General features: G+C 71.3%; 16 protein-coding genes. 11 read left to right on the forward strand and 5 right to left on the reverse strand.

Features of this window, described 5'->3' with window-relative positions; translation table 11 throughout:
* Positions 1-70: 70 nt before the first annotated feature.
* Positions 71-1,519: an NAD(P)H-quinone dehydrogenase gene (locus ACIP6U_RS06300; protein ID WP_401713676.1), complete on the reverse strand. Its 1,449-nt coding sequence runs from the start codon at positions 1,517-1,519 to the stop codon at positions 71-73.
* Positions 1,520-1,614: 95 nt separating this feature from the next.
* On the opposite strand from ACIP6U_RS06300, the gene ACIP6U_RS06305 reads away from it, so the two are divergent.
* The 3 genes from ACIP6U_RS06305 (at position 1,615) to ACIP6U_RS06315 (ending at position 4,779) form a co-directional block, all read left to right on the forward strand.
* Entirely contained in the window at positions 1,615-2,052 is a 438-nt protein-coding gene (locus ACIP6U_RS06305; RefSeq protein WP_123998112.1) for a gamma-glutamylcyclotransferase, read from the forward strand.
* A 149-nt stretch (positions 2,053-2,201) separates the two neighbouring features.
* Positions 2,202-3,026: a purine-nucleoside phosphorylase gene (locus tag ACIP6U_RS06310; protein ID WP_401713677.1), complete on the forward strand. Its 825-nt coding sequence runs from the start codon at positions 2,202-2,204 to the stop codon at positions 3,024-3,026.
* A 121-nt stretch (positions 3,027-3,147) separates the two neighbouring features.
* A complete protein-coding gene (locus tag ACIP6U_RS06315; protein ID WP_401713679.1) occupies positions 3,148-4,779 on the forward strand; it encodes a phospho-sugar mutase in 1,632 nt (543 codons plus the stop codon).
* 18 nt (positions 4,780-4,797) lie between these two features.
* On the opposite strand, the gene ACIP6U_RS06320 is transcribed toward ACIP6U_RS06315, so the two are convergent.
* Positions 4,798-6,366, reverse strand: coding sequence for a purple acid phosphatase family protein (locus tag ACIP6U_RS06320; RefSeq protein ID WP_401714408.1), 1,569 nt, complete (start codon positions 6,364-6,366; stop codon positions 4,798-4,800).
* Positions 6,367-6,852: 486 nt separating this feature from the next.
* On the opposite strand from ACIP6U_RS06320, the gene ACIP6U_RS06325 reads away from it, so the two are divergent.
* Positions 6,853-8,028: a glycosyltransferase family 39 protein gene (locus ACIP6U_RS06325; protein WP_401713681.1), complete on the forward strand. Its 1,176-nt coding sequence runs from the start codon at positions 6,853-6,855 to the stop codon at positions 8,026-8,028.
* Between the two features lie 45 nt (positions 8,029-8,073).
* On the opposite strand, the gene ACIP6U_RS06330 is transcribed toward ACIP6U_RS06325, so the two are convergent.
* Positions 8,074-8,799: a PH domain-containing protein gene (locus ACIP6U_RS06330; RefSeq protein ID WP_401713683.1), complete on the reverse strand. Its 726-nt coding sequence runs from the start codon at positions 8,797-8,799 to the stop codon at positions 8,074-8,076.
* 145 nt (positions 8,800-8,944) lie between these two features.
* On the opposite strand from ACIP6U_RS06330, the gene deoC reads away from it, so the two are divergent.
* The 3 genes from deoC to ACIP6U_RS06345 are packed head-to-tail and all read left to right on the forward strand — an operon-like array spanning position 8,945 to position 12,251.
* Positions 8,945-9,901 (forward strand): deoxyribose-phosphate aldolase, encoded by a 957-nt coding sequence (gene deoC, locus ACIP6U_RS06335; protein ID WP_401714409.1) that lies wholly within the window; start codon positions 8,945-8,947, stop codon positions 9,899-9,901.
* Between the two features lie 6 nt (positions 9,902-9,907).
* Positions 9,908-11,341, forward strand: a complete 1,434-nt coding sequence (locus ACIP6U_RS06340; protein ID WP_401713685.1) for an aldehyde dehydrogenase family protein — start codon at positions 9,908-9,910, stop codon at positions 11,339-11,341.
* Positions 11,334-12,251, forward strand: a complete 918-nt coding sequence (locus ACIP6U_RS06345) for an aldehyde dehydrogenase family protein (protein ID WP_401713686.1) — start codon at positions 11,334-11,336, stop codon at positions 12,249-12,251. The genes ACIP6U_RS06340 and ACIP6U_RS06345 overlap by 8 nt, the downstream gene beginning before the upstream one ends.
* Positions 12,252-12,320: 69 nt before the next feature.
* On the opposite strand, the gene ACIP6U_RS06350 is transcribed toward ACIP6U_RS06345, so the two are convergent.
* Positions 12,321-12,722 carry a hypothetical protein gene (locus tag ACIP6U_RS06350; RefSeq protein WP_401713688.1) on the reverse strand — a complete coding sequence of 134 codons (402 nt, stop codon included), beginning with the start codon at positions 12,720-12,722 and terminating at the stop codon, positions 12,321-12,323.
* Positions 12,723-12,849: 127 nt separating this feature from the next.
* Between ACIP6U_RS06350 and ACIP6U_RS06355 the strand changes: the two genes are divergently transcribed.
* Positions 12,850-13,485, forward strand: coding sequence for a uridine kinase (locus tag ACIP6U_RS06355; protein WP_401713689.1), 636 nt, complete (start codon positions 12,850-12,852; stop codon positions 13,483-13,485).
* 283 nt (positions 13,486-13,768) lie between these two features.
* Here the strand turns inward: ACIP6U_RS06355 and ACIP6U_RS06360 are convergent, their stop codons facing one another.
* A complete protein-coding gene (locus tag ACIP6U_RS06360; RefSeq protein ID WP_123998122.1) occupies positions 13,769-14,506 on the reverse strand; it encodes a SigE family RNA polymerase sigma factor in 738 nt (245 codons plus the stop codon).
* 243 nt (positions 14,507-14,749) lie between these two features.
* On the opposite strand from ACIP6U_RS06360, the gene afsQ1 reads away from it, so the two are divergent.
* The 3 genes from afsQ1 to ACIP6U_RS06375 are packed head-to-tail and all read left to right on the forward strand — an operon-like array spanning position 14,750 to position 17,636.
* Positions 14,750-15,427: a two-component system response regulator AfsQ1 gene (afsQ1, locus tag ACIP6U_RS06365; protein ID WP_123998123.1), complete on the forward strand. Its 678-nt coding sequence runs from the start codon at positions 14,750-14,752 to the stop codon at positions 15,425-15,427.
* Entirely contained in the window at positions 15,424-17,007 is a 1,584-nt protein-coding gene (locus ACIP6U_RS06370) for an ATP-binding protein (RefSeq protein WP_401713692.1), read from the forward strand. The genes afsQ1 and ACIP6U_RS06370 overlap by 4 nt, the downstream gene beginning before the upstream one ends.
* On the forward strand, positions 17,004-17,636 hold the full coding sequence (locus tag ACIP6U_RS06375) for a hypothetical protein (protein ID WP_401713693.1): 633 nt from the start codon (positions 17,004-17,006) through the stop codon (positions 17,634-17,636). Before ACIP6U_RS06370 ends, ACIP6U_RS06375 begins: the two co-directional genes overlap by 4 nt.
* The last annotated feature ends 60 nt before the right edge of the window (positions 17,637-17,696 follow it).

Genomic DNA, 17,696 nt, shown 5'->3' on the forward strand with positions numbered 1-17,696 from the left:
TACCCGCGCCGACTATGCCGTACGCATGCTCGACAACTCCCCGTGACCAGCGGGGAGTCGGTTTCGGCGGTCAGGCGTCGCCCGTCGCCTTCCGGGTGTGCAGCTGTCGGGCCACCTCGGCGATCGACCCCGAAAGGGACGGATAGACGGTGAACGCGTTCGCGATCTGTTCGACCGTCAGATTGTTGTCGACGGCGATCGAGATCGGATGGATCAGTTCCGAGGCGCGCGGGGAGACCACGACACCGCCGACCACGATTCCGGTGCCGGGGCGGCAGAACAGCTTCACGAAGCCGTCCCGGATGCCCTGCATCTTGGCGCGCGGATTGCGCAGCAGCGGCAGCTTCACCGCACGGGCGTCGATCTTGCCGGAGTCGACGTCGGCCTGGCTGTAGCCGACGGTGGCGATCTCGGGGTCGGTGAAGACGTTCGAGGAGACCGTCTTGAGGTTGAGGGGCGCCACCGCGTCGCCGAGGAAGTGGTACATGGCGATCCGGCCCTGCATGGCGGCCACGGACGCGAGCGCGAAGATACCGGTCACGTCACCGGCGGCGTACACGCCCGGAGCGGTCGTGCGGGAGACCTTGTCGGTCCAGATGTGGCCCGACTCGCGCACCCGCACGCCGGCCTCCTCCAGACCGAGGCCCGCGCTGTTGGGGATCGCGCCGACGGCCATCAGGCAGTGGGATCCGGTGATGACGCGGCCGTCGGAGAGGGTGACCTCGACCCGGTCGCCGACCCGCTTGGCGGCGGCGGCGCGGGAGCGGGCCATGACGTTCATGCCGCGGCGGCGGAAGACGTCCTCCAGGACGGCGGCGGCGTCCGGGTCCTCGCCCGGCAGCACGCGGTCGCGGGAGGAGACGAGGGTCACCTTGGAGCCGAGGGCCTGGTAGGCGCCGGCGAACTCGGCGCCGGTGACGCCGGAGCCGACCACGATGAGTTCCTCGGGCAGCTCGGTGAGGTCGTAGACCTGCGTCCAGTTGAGGATGCGCTCGCCGTCGGGCAGGGCGTCGTCCAGCTCGCGCGGGTGGCCGCCGGTCGCGATGAGCACGGCGTCGGCGGTCAGGGTCTCCTCGCTGCCGTCGGCGGTGCTGACCACGACCTTGCGCGAGCCGTCGAGAGCCTGCATGCCTTCGAGGCGGCCCCGGCCGCGCATGACCCGGGCGCCGGCCCGGGTGACGGAGGCGGTGATGTCGTGCGACTGGGCGAGGGCGAGCCGCTTCACACGCCGGTTCACCTTGCCGAGGTCGACGCCGACCACCCGGGCCGCCTGTTCCAGCGGTGGGGTGTCGTCGGCGACGATGATGCCGAGCTCTTCGTACGAGGAGTCGAAGGTGGTCATCACCTCCGCCGTGGCGATGAGGGTCTTGGACGGCACGCAGTCGGTCAGCACCGACGCCCCGCCCAGTCCGTCGCAGTCGACGACGGTCACCTCCGCGCCGAGCTGCGCCGCTACCAGGGCAGCTTCGTATCCGCCGGGTCCGCCACCGATGATCACGATCCGAGTCACGTACCCCATTGTCCCGCACGCTTCAAGGTGCCACCGCCCCGGGGCGACCCGAGGGGCTCGCGGGACCGGAGAGGGGCGTGTGTCGGCTGCCGTACCCTCGACGCATGTCGCTCTACGCCGCGTACGCCGGCAACCTCGACGCGCGGCTGATGACCCGCCGCGCTCCCCACTCGCCCATGCGCGCCACGGGCTGGCTGAACGGGTGGCGGCTGACCTTCGGGGGCGAGCACATGGGCTGGGAGGGCGCGCTCGCGACGCTGGTCGAGGACCCCCTCTGCCAGGTCTTCGTCGCGCTGTACGACATCGCGCCGCCGGACGAGGAGTCCATGGACCGGTGGGAGGGCGTCGGCCTCGGCATCTACCGCCGGATGCGGGTGCGGGTGCACACGCTGGAGGGCGAGGAGCCCTCGTGGGTGTACGTCCTCAACGGGTACGAGGGTGGACTGCCGTCGGCCCGTTACCTCGGGGAGCTGGCCGACGCGGCGGAGTCGGCGGGGGCGCCGCACGACTACGTGATGGAACTGCGCAAGCGGCCCTGCTGAACCATGTGAGGGGGCCGAGTGAGCCCCCTGCTGGGAGCTTCCCACTCATTCCCTCCTCACAGGTCTCGTTGGAAACGACAAGACAACGATCGCAATCCCGTGAGCTCTGTCATCTACGCGCGTAGGCCGATACCGGCTACCCTCATCGCGTGAACGCATCTCTTCTTCCGGACGACATCCAGGGCGACCCCTATGCCGCCGCTGACGCCGCCGCCTCGCGCCTGCGCGAACTGACCGGCGCCGAGACCCACGACGTCGCCCTCGTGATGGGCTCGGGCTGGGCGCCGGCCGTGGACGCTCTCGGCACACCCGACGCCGAGTTCCAGGTCACCGAGCTGCCCGGCTTCCCGCCGCCGGCGGTGGAGGGACACGGCGGCACGATCCGCTCGTACCAGATCGGCGCGAAGCGGGCCCTGGTCTTCCTGGGCCGTACCCACTACTACGAGGGCCGTGGCGTCGCCGCCGTCGCGCACGGTGTGCGGACCGCGGTGGCCGCGGGCAGCAAGACGATCGTCCTCACCAACGGGTGTGGCGGTCTGCGTGAGGGGATGCGGCCTGGGCAGCCGGTGCTGATCAGCGACCACATCAATCTGACGGCGACCTCTCCGATCGTCGGCGCGAACTTCGTCGACCTCACCGATCTGTACTCGCCTCGGCTGCGGGCGCTGTGCAAGGAGATCGACCCGAGTCTGGAGGAGGGCGTGTACGCGCAGTTCCCCGGGCCGCACTACGAGACTCCGGCGGAGATCCGGATGGCTCGGGTGATCGGGGCGGATCTGGTGGGGATGTCGACGGTCCTCGAAGCGATTGCTGCGCGTGAGGCGGGGGCTGAGGTGCTGGGTATCTCCCTGGTGACGAACCTTGCCGCGGGGATGACCGGGGAGCCGCTGAACCACGAAGAGGTTCTTCAGGCGGGTCGGGACTCTGCTACTCGGATGGGGTCTCTGCTCACTCAGGTGCTTGGTCGGCTGTAGGCGCGTTGCTGGGGGCTTCGCCCCCAGACCCCCATCGGCCCTGAAGGGGCCTCGTCCTCAAACGCCGGACGGGCTGGGTGAAGCGGACCGGCGCTGATTTATTCACGGAGGTTGAGCGACCGTGCACGACGATCTCATCGCCCGGGCCCAGGCCTGGCTCGGCGAGGACCCGGACCCGGAGACCCGTGACGAGCTGGCCAAGCTCATCGAGGCCGGGGATGTCGGTGAACTCGGGGAGCGGTTCAGCGGGACCCTCCAGTTCGGCACCGCGGGTCTGCGCGGTGAGCTCGGGGCCGGGCCCATGCGCATGAACCGGGCCGTCGTCATTCGGGCCGCCGCCGGGCTCGCCGCCTACCTCAAGGGGAAGGGCGAGACGGGCGGGCTCGTCGTCGTCGGGTACGACGCCCGGCACAAGTCCGCCGACTTCGCGCGGGACACCGCCGCCGTGATGACGGGCGCCGGGCTGCGGGCCGCCGTGCTGCCGAGGCCGTTGCCCACCCCCGTACTCGCCTACGCCATAAGGCACTTGGGCGCGGTCGCCGGTGTCGAGGTCACCGCCAGCCACAACCCGCCCCGCGACAACGGCTACAAGGTCTACCTCGGCGACGGCTCCCAGATCGTGCCGCCCGCCGACGCGGAGATCGCCGCCGAGATCGACGCCGTCGCGCGCCTGGCCGACGTGCCCCGGCCCGACACCGGCTGGGAGATCCTCGACGACTCCGTTCTCGACGCCTATCTCGCCCGCACGGACGCCGTGCTCGCGGCCGGCTCGCCGCGCAGCGCCCGCACCGTCTACACCGCCATGCACGGCGTCGGCAAGGACGTGCTGATGGCCGCCTTCGCCCGGGCCGGCTTCCCGGAGCCCGTGCTCGTCGCCGAACAGGCCGAGCCCGACCCGGACTTCCCGACCGTCTCCTTCCCCAACCCGGAGGAGCCCGGCGCCATGGACCTCGCCTTCGCGCGGGCCCGGGCCACCGACCCCGACCTGATCATCGCCAACGACCCCGACGCCGACCGTTGCGCCGCCGCCGTCAAGGAGAACGGTGAGTGGCGGATGCTGCGCGGGGACGAGGTCGGCGCGCTGCTCGCCGCGCATCTCGTGCGGCGCGGGGCCCAGGGCACCTTCGCCGAGTCGATCGTGTCGTCGTCGCTGCTCGGCCGGATCGCCGAGAAGGCCGGACTGCCGTACGAGGAGACCCTCACCGGCTTCAAGTGGATCGCCCGGGTGGACGGGCTGCGGTACGGCTACGAAGAGGCCCTCGGCTACTGCGTCGACCCCGACGGCGTGCGCGACAAGGACGGCATCACCGCCGCGCTCCTCGTCACCGAGCTGGCCTCGGAGTTGAAGGAGGAGGGGCGGACCCTGCTCGATCTGCTCGACGATCTCGCCGTCGAGCACGGGCTGCACGCCACCGACCAGTTGGCGGTGCGGGTCGAGGACCTGTCCGTGATCGCCGCCGCCATGGGGCGGTTGCGGGAGCGGCCCCCGACCGAGCTGGCGGGGCTCGCCGTCACCCGGTCCGAGGATCTCGACCGCGGTACCGACAAGCTGCCGCCCACCGACGGGCTGCGGTACACGCTGGAGGGCGCCCGCGTGATCGTCCGCCCCAGCGGCACCGAGCCGAAGCTGAAGTGCTACCTGGAGGTTGTCGTGCCGGTGGCCGCGCACGCGGATCTTCCGGCGGCGCGGGCCACGGCGTCGGACCTGCTGGCGGCGATCAAGCGGGATCTGTCGGCGGCTGCCGGTATCTGAACCACCTTCTGTCTGCGGTCAGTTGACCTTTCGCTCGACCGTGAAGCGGTCCACCTCCGCGCCCGTCGCCGCCAGCGCCCGTACCGTCAGGGTCGAGGTGCCGTGGCGGTGGGCGGGGGTGACGTCGACGCGGATGAAGGAGTAGCCGGTGTACCGGACCCGCGACCAGTCGACGTTCTCGGTGACCTTGCCGTCGGCGCCCGTGTAGTACGTCGGCACCGGGCCGACCTCGTCCTCGTGGCCCTCGTAGCTGTCGGCCACGGGGAAGGCGTACACGCTCTCGCCGCCCGCGCCCGCCGTCACGTAGACCACACCGCCGCGCGCGGGCTGGTGCGTGCCGCCGATGGCGAGGGCACGGACGGGCTTGTCCTGGACGACCGGGTCGGTGCGCTCGTAGATGTGGTTGTGGCCGTTGACCACCAGGTCCACCTGGTGCTTCTCGTAGAGCGGCACCCACTGCTCGCGCACCCCGCCCTCGGAGGCGTGCGAGGTGGTGGTGGAGAACGCGCAGTGGTGGTGGAAGACGACGATGAAGTCGATGCCCGGCGTCCTGCGCAACTGGCCCAGGCGCTTGTCGAGCCACGCGGTCTGCTTGCCGTGGGTGTAGCCGATGTTGGCGGGGATCTCGTACGAGACGTCGTTGGCGTCGACCGAGACGACGGCGACGTTTCCGTGGACGAAGGAGTACACGCCGGGGGCGCCCGCCGGGTCGAAGCCGTTGGCGGGGAGGGTGAAGCGGGCCTCGTTGCCGCCGTAGCCGTTGGGTGAGTACCAGGCCTCCATGTCGTGGTTGCCGAACGCGACCATCCACGGCACCCGGCTGGACAGCGGCTCGATCTGGGCGAGGAACTGGTCCCACTGGCGGGCGTCGTAGCTGCTCGCGTCGGCGGGCAGGCCGTGGCCGGTCTCCTCGGCGTAGCAGATGTCGCCGGCGTGCAGGTGGAAGGCCGGGTTCTGGGCCTGCACCAGGGCGTTGAGGCCGATGGAGGTGTAGCTCGGGTTCTGGTCGCCGAACGCCGTGAAGGTGAAGGGGCGGGTGGTGCGGTCGGCGGGGGCGGTGGTGAAGGAGTAGACGGTGTGCGCGGCGCCGGGGTGGGCGGGGTCGAAGCCGTCGTGGCCGACGCCGTAGTAGTAGGTGGTCCCGGGGCGCAGGTTGTCCAGGGCCGCGTGGACGTAGTACTGGTCGATGTCGGCGCTCTTGCCGACGCCGGCCGGGGTGAACAGGTCGCGGATCTCGGCGTGGACGCGGTGGCCGAGGTCGAGGGGGCTCAGGCCGATCCGCAGGTAGGGGTCGCGGACGGGGAGCGGGACCTGCCAGGAGACCCGCATCTGGGTGCGCGGGTCGGCGCCGTAGGCGAGGTGCCGGCCGAACGGCGCCACGAGCGCGCCGTCGACGGACTCGGTGGCCGGGCGGGTGATCAGGTCCGGGCTCGCGGCTCCGGCCGGGCCCGCGGCGGCCAGTCCTGCCCCCGTGGCCGCGGCGATCGCACTCGTGCGCAGCAGACCGCGGCGGGACAGGGTGGTGCGGAGGTAAGCGTGCCGCTCCGGCATGGTCAGCCGGTCGGCCAGTTCGGCGGGGATGCCCATGCGGGGCGTGTGCAGCGGAGAGTTCATGGGCGTGACGCTGGCAGCGGCCGGTGAATGGTGACTGGACTGAACCTCTGCATTGGCCCATGTACGGGTCCGTAGCACCCCATCGGGTGATGTACCCGTGCCCGTTGACCCGGGGTCCACGCCCGACCGCGGCGCGACGGCAACGGTGGACGGCGAACGCACCGTCGACCCGGCGCGGGGCGCCCGCCCCGCGCTCGCACAGGCCCGCCGCACCCCAACGGGTGATTTACCCCGGCCCATTGACCCCGGTTCCCCACCAGACCGGGGCACGACGGCAACCGTGGACGGCGAACGCACCGCCGAGCCGGCGCAGGGCGCCCGCCACGCCCTCGCACAGGCCCGCCGCACCCCAACGGGTGATTTACCCCGGCCCATTGACCCCGGTTCCCCACCGGGCCGGGGCACGACGGCAACCGTGGACGGCGAACGCACCGTCGAGCCAGCTCTGGAGCCATCGCCGTGTCCTCGACCGCCACCCGGCCGACACCCCGGGCGACCACCGCACCCGCCGGCTCCCCGAGGCCCGCTCCCCCGCCGGTGCTGCGCCGCGCGGCCCCCGCCCTCCTGGCCTATCTCGGTGTCCGCCTCACCGGCCTGCTGTTCCTCACCCTCTGGGCACACCGTCAGCACCACGGTGTGTGGCCGATCCTGGCGGTCCAGTGGGACGCCGACTGGTATCTCGGCATCGCCGACCACGGGTACGCGCATGTCCTGGGCACCGCGCGGGACGCCAACAACCTGGCCTTCTTCCCGCTCTACCCGTACCTGATGAAGACCCTCGCGGTCCTGACCCCGGGCTCCCGCGCCTCCACCGGTCTGGGGATCGCCGTGGTCGCCTCGGTCGTCGCCGCCTGGGGTGTCTTCGCGGTGAGCGACCGGCTGCACGGGCGCCGGGTCGGGGTGCTGCTGACCGTGCTGTGGGCCGCGCTGCCGGTGGGCCTGGTGCAGTGGATGGGGTACACGGAGTCGCTGTTCACGGCGTTCGCGGCCTGGGCGCTGTACGCGGTGCTCACCGAACGGCCGCTGCTCGCCGGGGTGTTGGCCGCGCTGGCCGGCCTGACCCGCCCGACCGGCATCGCCGTGGCGGCCGCGGTCACGGTCTGGGCCCTGCTCGCGCTGCGCCGACGCCCGTTCGACCGGCGCCTGTCGGCCGCCGCCGTCCTGGCCCCGCTCGGCTGGTGCGGATACGTCGGCTGGGTGGGGCTGCGGCTGGGCCGCTGGGACGGCTACTTCGCCGTACAGCGGCTGTGGCACAACGAGGTGGACGGCGGGGTCCAGACCCTGCGCCGGATGCGCGAGTACCTGATGTACGACTCCACGCCCGAGCTGTTCTTCGTGCTGGTGACCTGCGCGCTGATCGTGGCGGTGGTCCTGTACGGGCTGTCGGTGTGGGACCGCCAGCCGCTGCCGCTGCTGGTCTTCACCGGCGTCCTGCTGGTGATCGTCCTGTGCAGCGGGGGCGTCTACTTCCCGCGCGCCCGCTTCCTGCTGCCGGGCTTCCCGTTGCTGCTGCCGCTCGCCCTGCATCTGGCCCGCGCGTCACGCCGGTACCGAGCGCTGGCCCTGACGGCGGCAGTCCTCGGCTCGGCGTACTGCGGGGCCTATATGGCTCTGGTGTGGCCGAGCGCGCCCTGATCGACGGGGAGTCGGGCTGGAGGCACCGCGGGAACTCCTCCCCCGTCAGCCCACGATCAGCAGAATCACCAGCAGCACGGCCCCGGCCACCGTCGGCCCCGCGACCTCGTACGCCCAGCGCACGGTCACCTCGCCCTGGGCCGTCTCGGCCTTCCCCCGGGTCTCCATGAACTCCCGCAGCTCGTCCATGACCTTGTCGGTCTCCGCCCGCACCGGCCCGTCCGGAACGGCCGTACCGCGCGAGACCCCGCCGCCCAGGCCACCACCGAGCCCGCCGCCGCCCCCGAAGGCACCGCCGAAACCGCCGCGGCTCCGCCCGCTTCTCCCCGCGGCCTGGTCCGCCGCCGCCCGGGACTCCCGCCGGGACGCCTTCTTCCGTGCCCGCAGGGAGACGGGGACGGACCACAGCTGGTACTTGGCGCCGGACTGCGCCACGACCTCGTTCGAGAAACTGGAGCGCAGGGAGGCGACCTGCCCCCAGGGCAGCACGATCACCCGGAACGGATTGCGGATGCGCAGCCGGTCCCCGTTGGCGTACACCGCGGGGCGCAGCGTGAAGGCGACGACCGGCGGCACGACCATGATCAGCGTGGCGAGCGCGAGCCACGGCGTGCGGCCATGGCCGGCGAAGATCGCGTCGAGGCCGAGCCAGGCCACGATGGCGAGCAGCAGTACGCCGCCGGCGATTCCCGCGGGTGACCGGTAGATCCGGTCCCTGGACTCGGGTGCCGGGGGTTGCGGCGTGGGTGACTGGGGCTCGGACGTCGTCATGGTCCCGATTGTCCACGACGGCACCGACAACGCTCGACCGCGGGTCCCGCACGAGGCCGCGCCGGGGTCCGGTGCCGACGGGCATCCGGAGAGGCTTCTCGGGCTGTACAGCCGCTACGCGCGTAGATATGCTCGTCTGGTGACCATGCCCACCACTGCACCCACAGCACCCGCTCTCGGCGACGTCACCGCGTCCGACAGCACGCTGCGCCGCTTCCTCCACGGGCTGCCCGGCGTCGACGCGGTCGGCCTGGAGGCGCGTGCCGCCTCGCTCGGCACCCGTTCCATCAAGACCACCGCGAAGGCGTACGCCATCGACCTCGCCATCTCGATGGTCGACCTGACGACGCTGGAAGGCGCGGACACCCCCGGCAAGGTCCGGGCGCTCGGCGCCAAGGCGGTCCGCCCCGACCCGACCGACCGCACGAGTCCCTCGACCGCGGCCGTCTGCGTCTATCCCGACATGGTGGCCGTCGCCAAGGAGGCCGTCGCCGGTTCCTCCGTGAAGGTCGCCTCGGTCGCCACCGCCTTCCCGGCCGGCCGCGCCGCGCTCGACGTGAAGCTGGCCGACGTGCGCGACGCCGTGGCCGCGGGCGCCGACGAGATCGACATGGTCATCGACCGCGGGGCGTTCCTCGCGGGCAAGTACATGAAGGTGTACGACGAGATCGTCGCCGTGAAGGAGGCCTCGGGCGCCGCCCGCCTGAAGGTCATCTTCGAGACCGGCGAGCTGTCGACGTACGACAACATCCGCCGCGCGAGCTGGCTCGGCATGCTGGCCGGCGCGGACTTCATCAAGACCTCGACGGGCAAGGTCGCCGTCAACGCGACGCCCGCGAACACCCTGTTGATGCTGGAGGCGGTGCGCGACTTCCGCGCGCAGACCGGCGTCCAGGTCGGCGTGAAGCCCGCCGGCGGCATCCGCACCTCCAAGGACGCCATCAAGTTCCTGGTCCTGGTCAACGAGACCGCGGGCGAGGACTGGCTGGACAACCACTGGTTCCGCTTCGGCGCGTCCTCGCTCCTGAACGACCTGCTGATGCAGCGTCAGAAGCTGGCCACCGGCCGCTACTCCGGCCCCGACTACGTGACGGTGGACTGATCCCTCATGGCTACCTTTGACTACGCGCCGGCGCCCGAGTCCCGCTCCGTCGTCGACATCGCCCCCTCCTACGGCCTGTTCATCGACGGCGAGTTCACCGAGGCCGCCGAGGGCAAGGTCTTCAAGACCGTCTCGCCCTCCACCGAAGAGGTCCTGTCCGAGATCGCCCAGGCGGGCGAGGCGGACGTCGACCGCGCGGTGAAGGCCGCCCGCAAGGCCTTCGAGAAGTGGTCGGCGCTGCCCGGCTCCGAGCGCGCCAAGTACCTGTTCCGCATCGCCCGGATCATCCAGGAGCGCAGCCGCGAACTGGCCGTCCTGGAGACCCTGGACAACGGCAAGCCCATCAAGGAGACGAGGGACGCGGACCTCCCCCTGGTCGCCGCGCACTTCTTCTACTACGCGGGCTGGGCCGACAAGCTGGACCACGCCGGCTTCGGCGCGAACCCCCAGCCCCTCGGTGTCGCGGGCCAGGTCATCCCCTGGAACTTCCCGCTCCTGATGCTGGCCTGGAAGATCGCCCCGGCGCTGGCCACCGGCAACACCGTGGTGCTGAAGCCCGCCGAGACCACTCCCCTGTCGGCGCTGTTCTTCGCGGACATCTGCCGCCAGGCCGGCCTGCCCAAGGGTGTCGTCAACATCCTTCCGGGATACGGGGATTCGGGCGCCGCGCTCGTCGCGCACCCGGACGTGAACAAGGTCGCGTTCACCGGCTCCACGGCCGTCGGCAAGGAGATCGCGCGGACGATCGCGGGCACCCGCAAGAAGGTCACCCTCGAACTCGGCGGCAAGGGCGCGAACATCGTCTTCGACGACGCCCCCATCGACCAGGCGGTGGAGGGGATCGTCACCGGCATCTTCTTCAACCAGGGCCAGGTCTGCTGCGCGGGCAGCCGGCTGCTGGTCCAGGAGTCCGTCCAGGACGAGCTGTTGGACTCGCTCAAGCGCAGGCTCTCCACGCTCCGCCTCGGCGACCCGCTGGACAAGAACACGGACATCGGCGCGATCAACTCCGCCGAGCAGCTCGCCCGGATCACCTCGCTCGTCGAGCAGGGCTCGGCGGAGGGTGCCGAGCGCTGGTCCCCGGAGTGCGAACTCCCCTCCTCCGGCTACTGGTTCGCCCCGACGCTCTTCACGAACGTCACCCAGGCGCACACCATCGCCCGCGACGAGATCTTCGGCCCGGTCCTGTCGGTCCTCTCCTTCCGCACCCCGGACGAGGCCGTCGCCAAGGCCAACAACACCCAGTACGGCCTGTCGGCGGGCATCTGGACGGAGAAGGGCTCCCGGATCCTCGCGGTCGCGAGCAAGCTCCGGGCCGGTGTCATCTGGTCCAACACGTTCAACAAGTTCGACCCGACCTCGCCGTTCGGCGGGTACAAGGAGTCGGGCTTCGGCCGCGAGGGCGGTCGCCACGGCCTGGAGGCGTACCTCGATGTCTGAGAAGTCCGACAAGAGCGAGCAGCAGCGGCTGAGCGTCTTCAAGACCTACAAGCTGTACGTCGGGGGCAAGTTCCCCCGTAGCGAGAGCGGCCGGGTGTACGAGGTGACCGACTCAAAGGGCAAGTGGCTGGCGAACGCTCCGCAGTCCTCCCGCAAGGACGCTCGTGACGCGGTCGTCGCCGCCCGCAAGGCGTTCGGCGGCTGGTCCGGCGCGACGGCGTACAACCGCGGCCAGGTCCTCTACCGCGTGGCCGAGATGCTGGAGGGCCGCAAGGACCAGTTCGTGCGCGAAGTCGCGGACGCGGAGGGCCTGTCGAAGTCGAAGGCGGCCGTGCTCGTGGACGCGACGATCGACCGCTGGGTCTGGTACGCGGGCTGGACCGACAAGATCGCCCAGGTGGTCGGCGGCGGCAACCCGGTCGCGGGCCCCTTCTTCAACCTGTCCTCCCCGGAGCCGACGGGCGTGGTCACCGTCCTCGCCCCGCAGGACTCCTCGTTCCTGGGCCTGGTCTCGGTGCTGGCCCCGGTGATCGCGACGGGCAACACGGCCATCGTGATCGCCAGCGAGAACTCCCCCCTCCCGGCACTGTCGTTGGGCGAGGTGCTGGCCACCTCCGACGTGCCCGGCGGTGTCGTCAACGTCCTCTCCGGGAAGACGGCGGAGATCGCGGCGCCCCTGGCCGCGCACCAGGACGTCAACGCGATCGATCTCGCGGGCGCCGACGACGTACTGGCGAAGGAGCTGGAGATCGCGGCGGCCGACAACCTCAAGCGCGTTCTCCGTCCACAGCCTGTGGACGAGGTCGACTGGTCGGCGGCTCCGGGCATCGACCGCATGACGGCGTTCCTGGAGACGAAGACGGTCTGGCACCCGACGGGCGCCCTGGGCGCCTCGGGTTCGTCGTACTGACCGATCCCCCCACGGACGAGCCGCGCCGCCCCACCATCCGGGGGCGGCGCGGCTCTCTTCGTACCCGCGTCAGCGCAGCAGTCCCGCCACCGGCCCCACCAACGGGATGCTGCCGATCGACTCGGCCTGGGCCACCGGGCCGGTCAGGGCCTGCGTGGCCAGGGGCTTGAAGTCGGCGAGCTGGGTGCCGAGGCCGTTGTCGAGAGGGTCCACACCGGTGCCCGCGAGGGGGTTGGGCTTGAGGTCGGCGACCGGTCCCGTGACGTAACCGACCATGCCGGTGAGGGCCTGCGTGCCGGCCTGCGGGTCGATGGTGCCGAAGGACGTGGGACGGGTGCGCACCACGTCCAGCACCGGCTCGGTGTCCGCGGCGGCCGACGCGGCACCGGCGCCGAGCGCCACGCCTGCCGTCGCGAGGGCGACCAGGGCCCGCTGGGCGGTCGGGTTCGGGGAGGACGTGTGTCGTGCCATCGCTGGTGCCACCTTCTGGTGCGCAGGGTAATCGTGTCGACACGAAGGGTAGTTGAGGTGTGATGCGCACTCCAAAGACGACCCGCGGGGTCGGCAGGGCGTACGGAATACGTCAAACTGGTGACCCGTGAGCATCCATGTCCCTTCCTCCGCCCGTGTCGTGCTGCTCTGCGGCCCCTCGGGCTCGGGCAAGTCCCTCGTCGCCGCCCGTTCCGGTCTGCCGGTGCTGCGCCTCGACGACTTCTACAAGGAAGGGAACGACCCGACGCTGCCGCAGGTGGCGGGGAGTTCCGACATCGACTGGGACCACCCGGAGTCCTGGGACGCGGACGTCGCGGTGACCGCGATAGCCGAGCTGTGCCGCACGGGCCGTACGAACGTCCCGGTGTACGACCTCTCGCTCAGCGCCCGCACCGGCGAGGACGCCGTCGACATCGGGCGTACGCCACTCTTCGTCGCGGAGGGCATCTTCGCCGCCGAGATCGTGGGGCGCTGCCGTGAACTGGGGCTGCTGGCCGATGCCCTGTGCCTCAGCCGCGGGCCGATGCGCACGTTCCGGCGCCGCTTCCTGCGGGATCTGCGCGAGGGCCGCAAGTCGGTGCCGTTCCTGCTCCGCAGGGGCTGGCGGCTGATGCGTCAGGAACGGTCGATCGTCAGCCGGCAGACCGCGCTGGGCGCCCACCCGTGCGACAAGGACGAGGCCCTGACGCGGCTGGCCGCGGCGGCGGTGGGCCGGCGGCCCGCGGCGACGCCGACGATCTGAACCCCGTACACGCGCAAAGCGGTAGGCACGACAACCGGTGCACACGGAAAAGCGGGACTGGACGGACCCCCCGGCCCTCCAGTCCCGCTTCCCCGTTCCCCCGTGGTGCTCCCCCGTGCTGTCCCCCGTTGGCCCCGTTCCCCCGTGACCCCCGTTGGATCCCCGCCAACCGATCACCACCCCCCAGTGGTGCCCCCTCGGTTGCCGCTCCCCCCGACTTGCTTCCCCCGTGTTTTCCCCGGTCCCCCCGGGTTCCCCGTTTTCCCCTTGCTTCCCCCGACCCTCAGGCGACGAGCTCCCCGAAGGCGTCCTCCTCGTCACGGCCGAAGCTGAGGACCTCGTCCTCGCGCATCCGGCGGAGCGACCGCCAGATGCTGGACTTCACCGTGCCGACACTGATGTCGAGGATCTCCGCGATCTCCGGGTCGGTGCGGCCCTCGTAGTAACGGAGGACCAGCATCGTGCGCTGGAGTTCGGGCAGCCGGGCCAGCGCCTGCCACAGGACCGCGCGCAGTTCGGTGCCGCGCATCGCGTCCGTGTCGCCGGGCGTCTCCGGCAGTTCCTCGGTCGGGTACTCGTTCAGCTTGCGGCGGCGCCACGCGCTGATGTGCAGGTTGGTCATGGTGCGGCGGAGGTAGCCCCCGACCGCGGCCTTGTCGCTGATCCGGTCCCACGCCCGGTAGGTCGAGAACAGCGCGCTCTGCAGCAGGTCCTCGGCCTCGAAGCGGTCGCCGGTCAGGTGGTAGGCGGTTGCGTACAGGGAGGCGCGACGCTCCTGGACGTAGGCGGTGAACTCCGCCTCCGACAGCGAACGACGTTCCCCCGTGCCCTCCCTGTACGCGCTTCCCCCGTGTGCCTCCCCCGAGACACTGTCAACCACCGTCATGTAACCGGTGTGCTGACGCCCGGTGCCGCGAGCGCACCCCCGCCCGCTCACGGCACCGGACTTCTCTGAACCCCGGGTGACGTCGTGCAGTCGCGTGACAACCGCGCTTGCGCTTGTGCTGTGCAGCGTGTTCATCTCGCGCCCCCCGTCGTGGACTTCCGGTGTTCGGCCTGCTCAGGCGGTGCTGCCTCGCGGCGTTTCCTTGCCTGTGCCGAGAAGCTTGCCCGGGCCACTTCATGGACGTGTCCGCCGACTGTCACAGACCTGTCACAGAGGCCTGGCTACGGAATCGCACAGCGCGGTCACAGAGAGCGGCGGTACGGGCCGTACCTGTACAGGAGTCGAAACCCCACCCCACCATGGGCCAGAATGAGGCCCGTGCCTTCCCTGTTGCTGATCGAAGACGACGACGCCATCCGTACGGCCCTGGAGCTGTCTCTTACGCGCCAGGGCCACCGGGTTGCCACCGCTGCCACCGGCGAGGACGGTCTGAAGCTGCTGCGCGAGCAACGGCCGGACCTGATCGTGCTGGACGTGATGCTGCCCGGCATCGACGGGTTCGAGGTGTGCCGGCGTATCCGGCGCACGGACCAGCTGCCGATCATCCTCCTGACCGCGCGCAGCGACGACATCGACATCGTCGTCGGGCTGGAGTCCGGCGCGGACGACTATGTGGTCAAGCCGATCCAGGGGCGGGTGCTCGACGCCCGGATCCGGGCCGTGCTGCGGCGCGGGGAACGCGAGTCGACCGACGCGGCGACCTTCGGCAGCCTCGTCATCGACCGCGCGGCGATGACCGTGACGAAGAACGGCGAGGATCTCCAGCTCACCCCGACCGAGCTGCGGCTGCTGCTCGAACTGAGCCGGCGGCCCGGACAGGCGCTGTCCCGGCAGCAGTTGCTGCGGCTGGTGTGGGAGCACGACTACCTCGGTGACTCGCGGCTGGTGGACGCCTGTGTGCAGCGGCTGCGCGCCAAGGTCGAGGACGTGCCGTCGTCCCCGACCCTGATCCGTACGGTGCGTGGTGTCGGCTACCGGCTGGACTCGCCTCAGTGACCGAAGCGCACGGGGGGATCCGCGGCTGGGCCGCGGATCGCAAGGGAGTCTGGTCCCGGCTTCGGTTCACCAGTCTGCGGCTGCGCCTGGTCGTCGTGTTCGGCCTGGTGGCGCTGACGGCCGCGGTCTCCGCGTCCGGGATCGCGTACTGGCTCAACCGCGAGGCGGTGCTCACCCGCACCCAGGACGCGGTGCTGCGCGACTTCCAGCAGGAGATGCAGAACCGCGCGGGCTCACTGCCGCCGGACCCCTCGCAGGACGAACTCCAGCACACCGCCGGGCAGATGTCGGGCAGCAGCCAGCGCTTCAGCGTGCTGCTGGTGGCGCAGGGCGCCGACGGCAAGGCCCTGTACGGCACTTCGGGCGCCCTGGACGGCTTCTCCCTCCAGGACGTGCCGACTTCGCTGCGCGCCGCGGTGAACAAGAAGCAGAAGGTCGACTCCGGCAACAAGTACCCGTACCACCTCTACTGGCAGCGGGTCGTGCAGAACGGCACCCCGTATCTGGTGGCCGGTACCAGGGTGATCGGCGGCGGCGCGACCGGCTACATGCTCAAGTCCCTCGAGCCGGAGGCCAAGGACCTCAACTCCCTTGCCTGGTCGCTGGGTATCGCCACCGGGCTCGCGCTGATCGGCTCCGCGCTGCTCGCGCAGGCCGCCGCGACGACCGTGCTCAAGCCGGTGCAGCGGCTCGGTGTGGCCGCCCGGCGGCTCGGCGAGGGCCGGCTCGACACCCGGCTGCGGGTGTCGGGGACCGATGAACTCGCGGATCTGTCACGGACGTTCAACTACGCGGCCGAGGCGCTGGAGAAACGGGTCGACGACATGGCCGCACGGGACGAGGCGTCCCGCCGGTTCGTCGCGGACATGAGCCATGAACTCCGTACGCCCCTCACCGCGATCACCGCCGTCACCGAGATCCTGGAGGAAGAGCTGGAGGCGGAGTCCGGGTCCATGGATCCGATGATCGAGCCCGCGGTGCGGCTCGTCGTCAGTGAGACGCGGCGGCTCAACGACCTGGTCGAGAACCTGATGGAGGTCACCCGCTTCGACGCGGGGACCGCCCGCCTGGTCCTGGACGACGTGGACGTCGCCGACCAGATCACCGCGTGCCTGGACGCGCGCGCCTGGCTGGACGCGGTCGACCTGGACGCCGAGCGGGGCATCCACGCCCGGCTCGACCCGCGCCGCCTGGACGTCATCATGGCCAACCTCGTGGGCAACGCGCTCAAGCACGGCGGCTCCCCGGTGCGGGTCGCGGTGCGGAAGTCGGGGGCCAAGGACGGGGAAGGAGCCGAAGTGGTCATCGCGGTGCGCGACCACGGGCCCGGCATCCCCGAGGACGTCCTGCCGCACGTCTTCGACCGCTTCTACAAGGCGAGCGCCTCCCGCCCACGTTCCGAGGGCAGCGGCCTGGGTCTGTCCATCGCCCTGGAGAACGCGCACATCCACGGCGGCGAGATCACCGCCGCCAACTCCCCCGACGGGGGCGCGGTGTTCACGCTGCGGCTGCCGCAGGACGTGTCGGCGCTGACGGAGGACCCCGAGCAGGCCGAGGGGAAGCAGGGGGAGCCCTCATGACCGTACGACCCACTGCGGCACGTCCGTTCGGGGTGCGGGGGCTGCTGGCGCTGCCCGTGCTCGCGGCGCTGCTGACGGGGTGCGGGATCCGTTCCACGGAGGTCCCGACGGACTTCGGGGCGGCGCCCTCGCGGGTGCTGTGCTCGCTGGCCGAGCCGGACATCTCCACGCAGGCCTCGCGCGGGCTGCCGGTGCAGGTGTTCCTGCTGTGCGGCTCGTCGCTGGTCGCGGTGGACCGGACGGTACGAGTCCCGGACGGCACGGCGGACTCGCAGCGGCGGGTGCTGGTGGCGCAGGGGCTGCTGGACCAGCTGGCGGCGACACCGTCCTCCTCGCAGCGGGAGGCCGGGTACACGACGGACGTGCGCGGCGGCATCGCCGTGGGCGGACCGCGCGCCGGGGATCCGGAGGACACGCTGCGCCTGAGCAGCACGCCCGCCGACCTCACCTCCTACGCGCTGGCCCAGATCGTGTGCACCTTCTCCGACTCGGCCGCGGCGGAGGGCGACGGCTCGGTCATCCTGGGCGGCCCGGGCCGCGACCCGCTGCGCCGCTACGAGTGCACGGACGAGGTCCGCTCCCGTCCGGGCTCGGAGAAGCCGCCGTCCGCCGAGGTGACGAGCGGCTGACGTACGGGTGTGGCGGAGGCCTCATCCAGGTACCTGGGGGTAAGCCGGAACCGATCCCGC

The organism is Streptomyces sp. NPDC088794 (assembly GCF_044750545.1).
Lineage (GTDB): Bacteria > Actinomycetota > Actinomycetes > Streptomycetales > Streptomycetaceae > Streptomyces.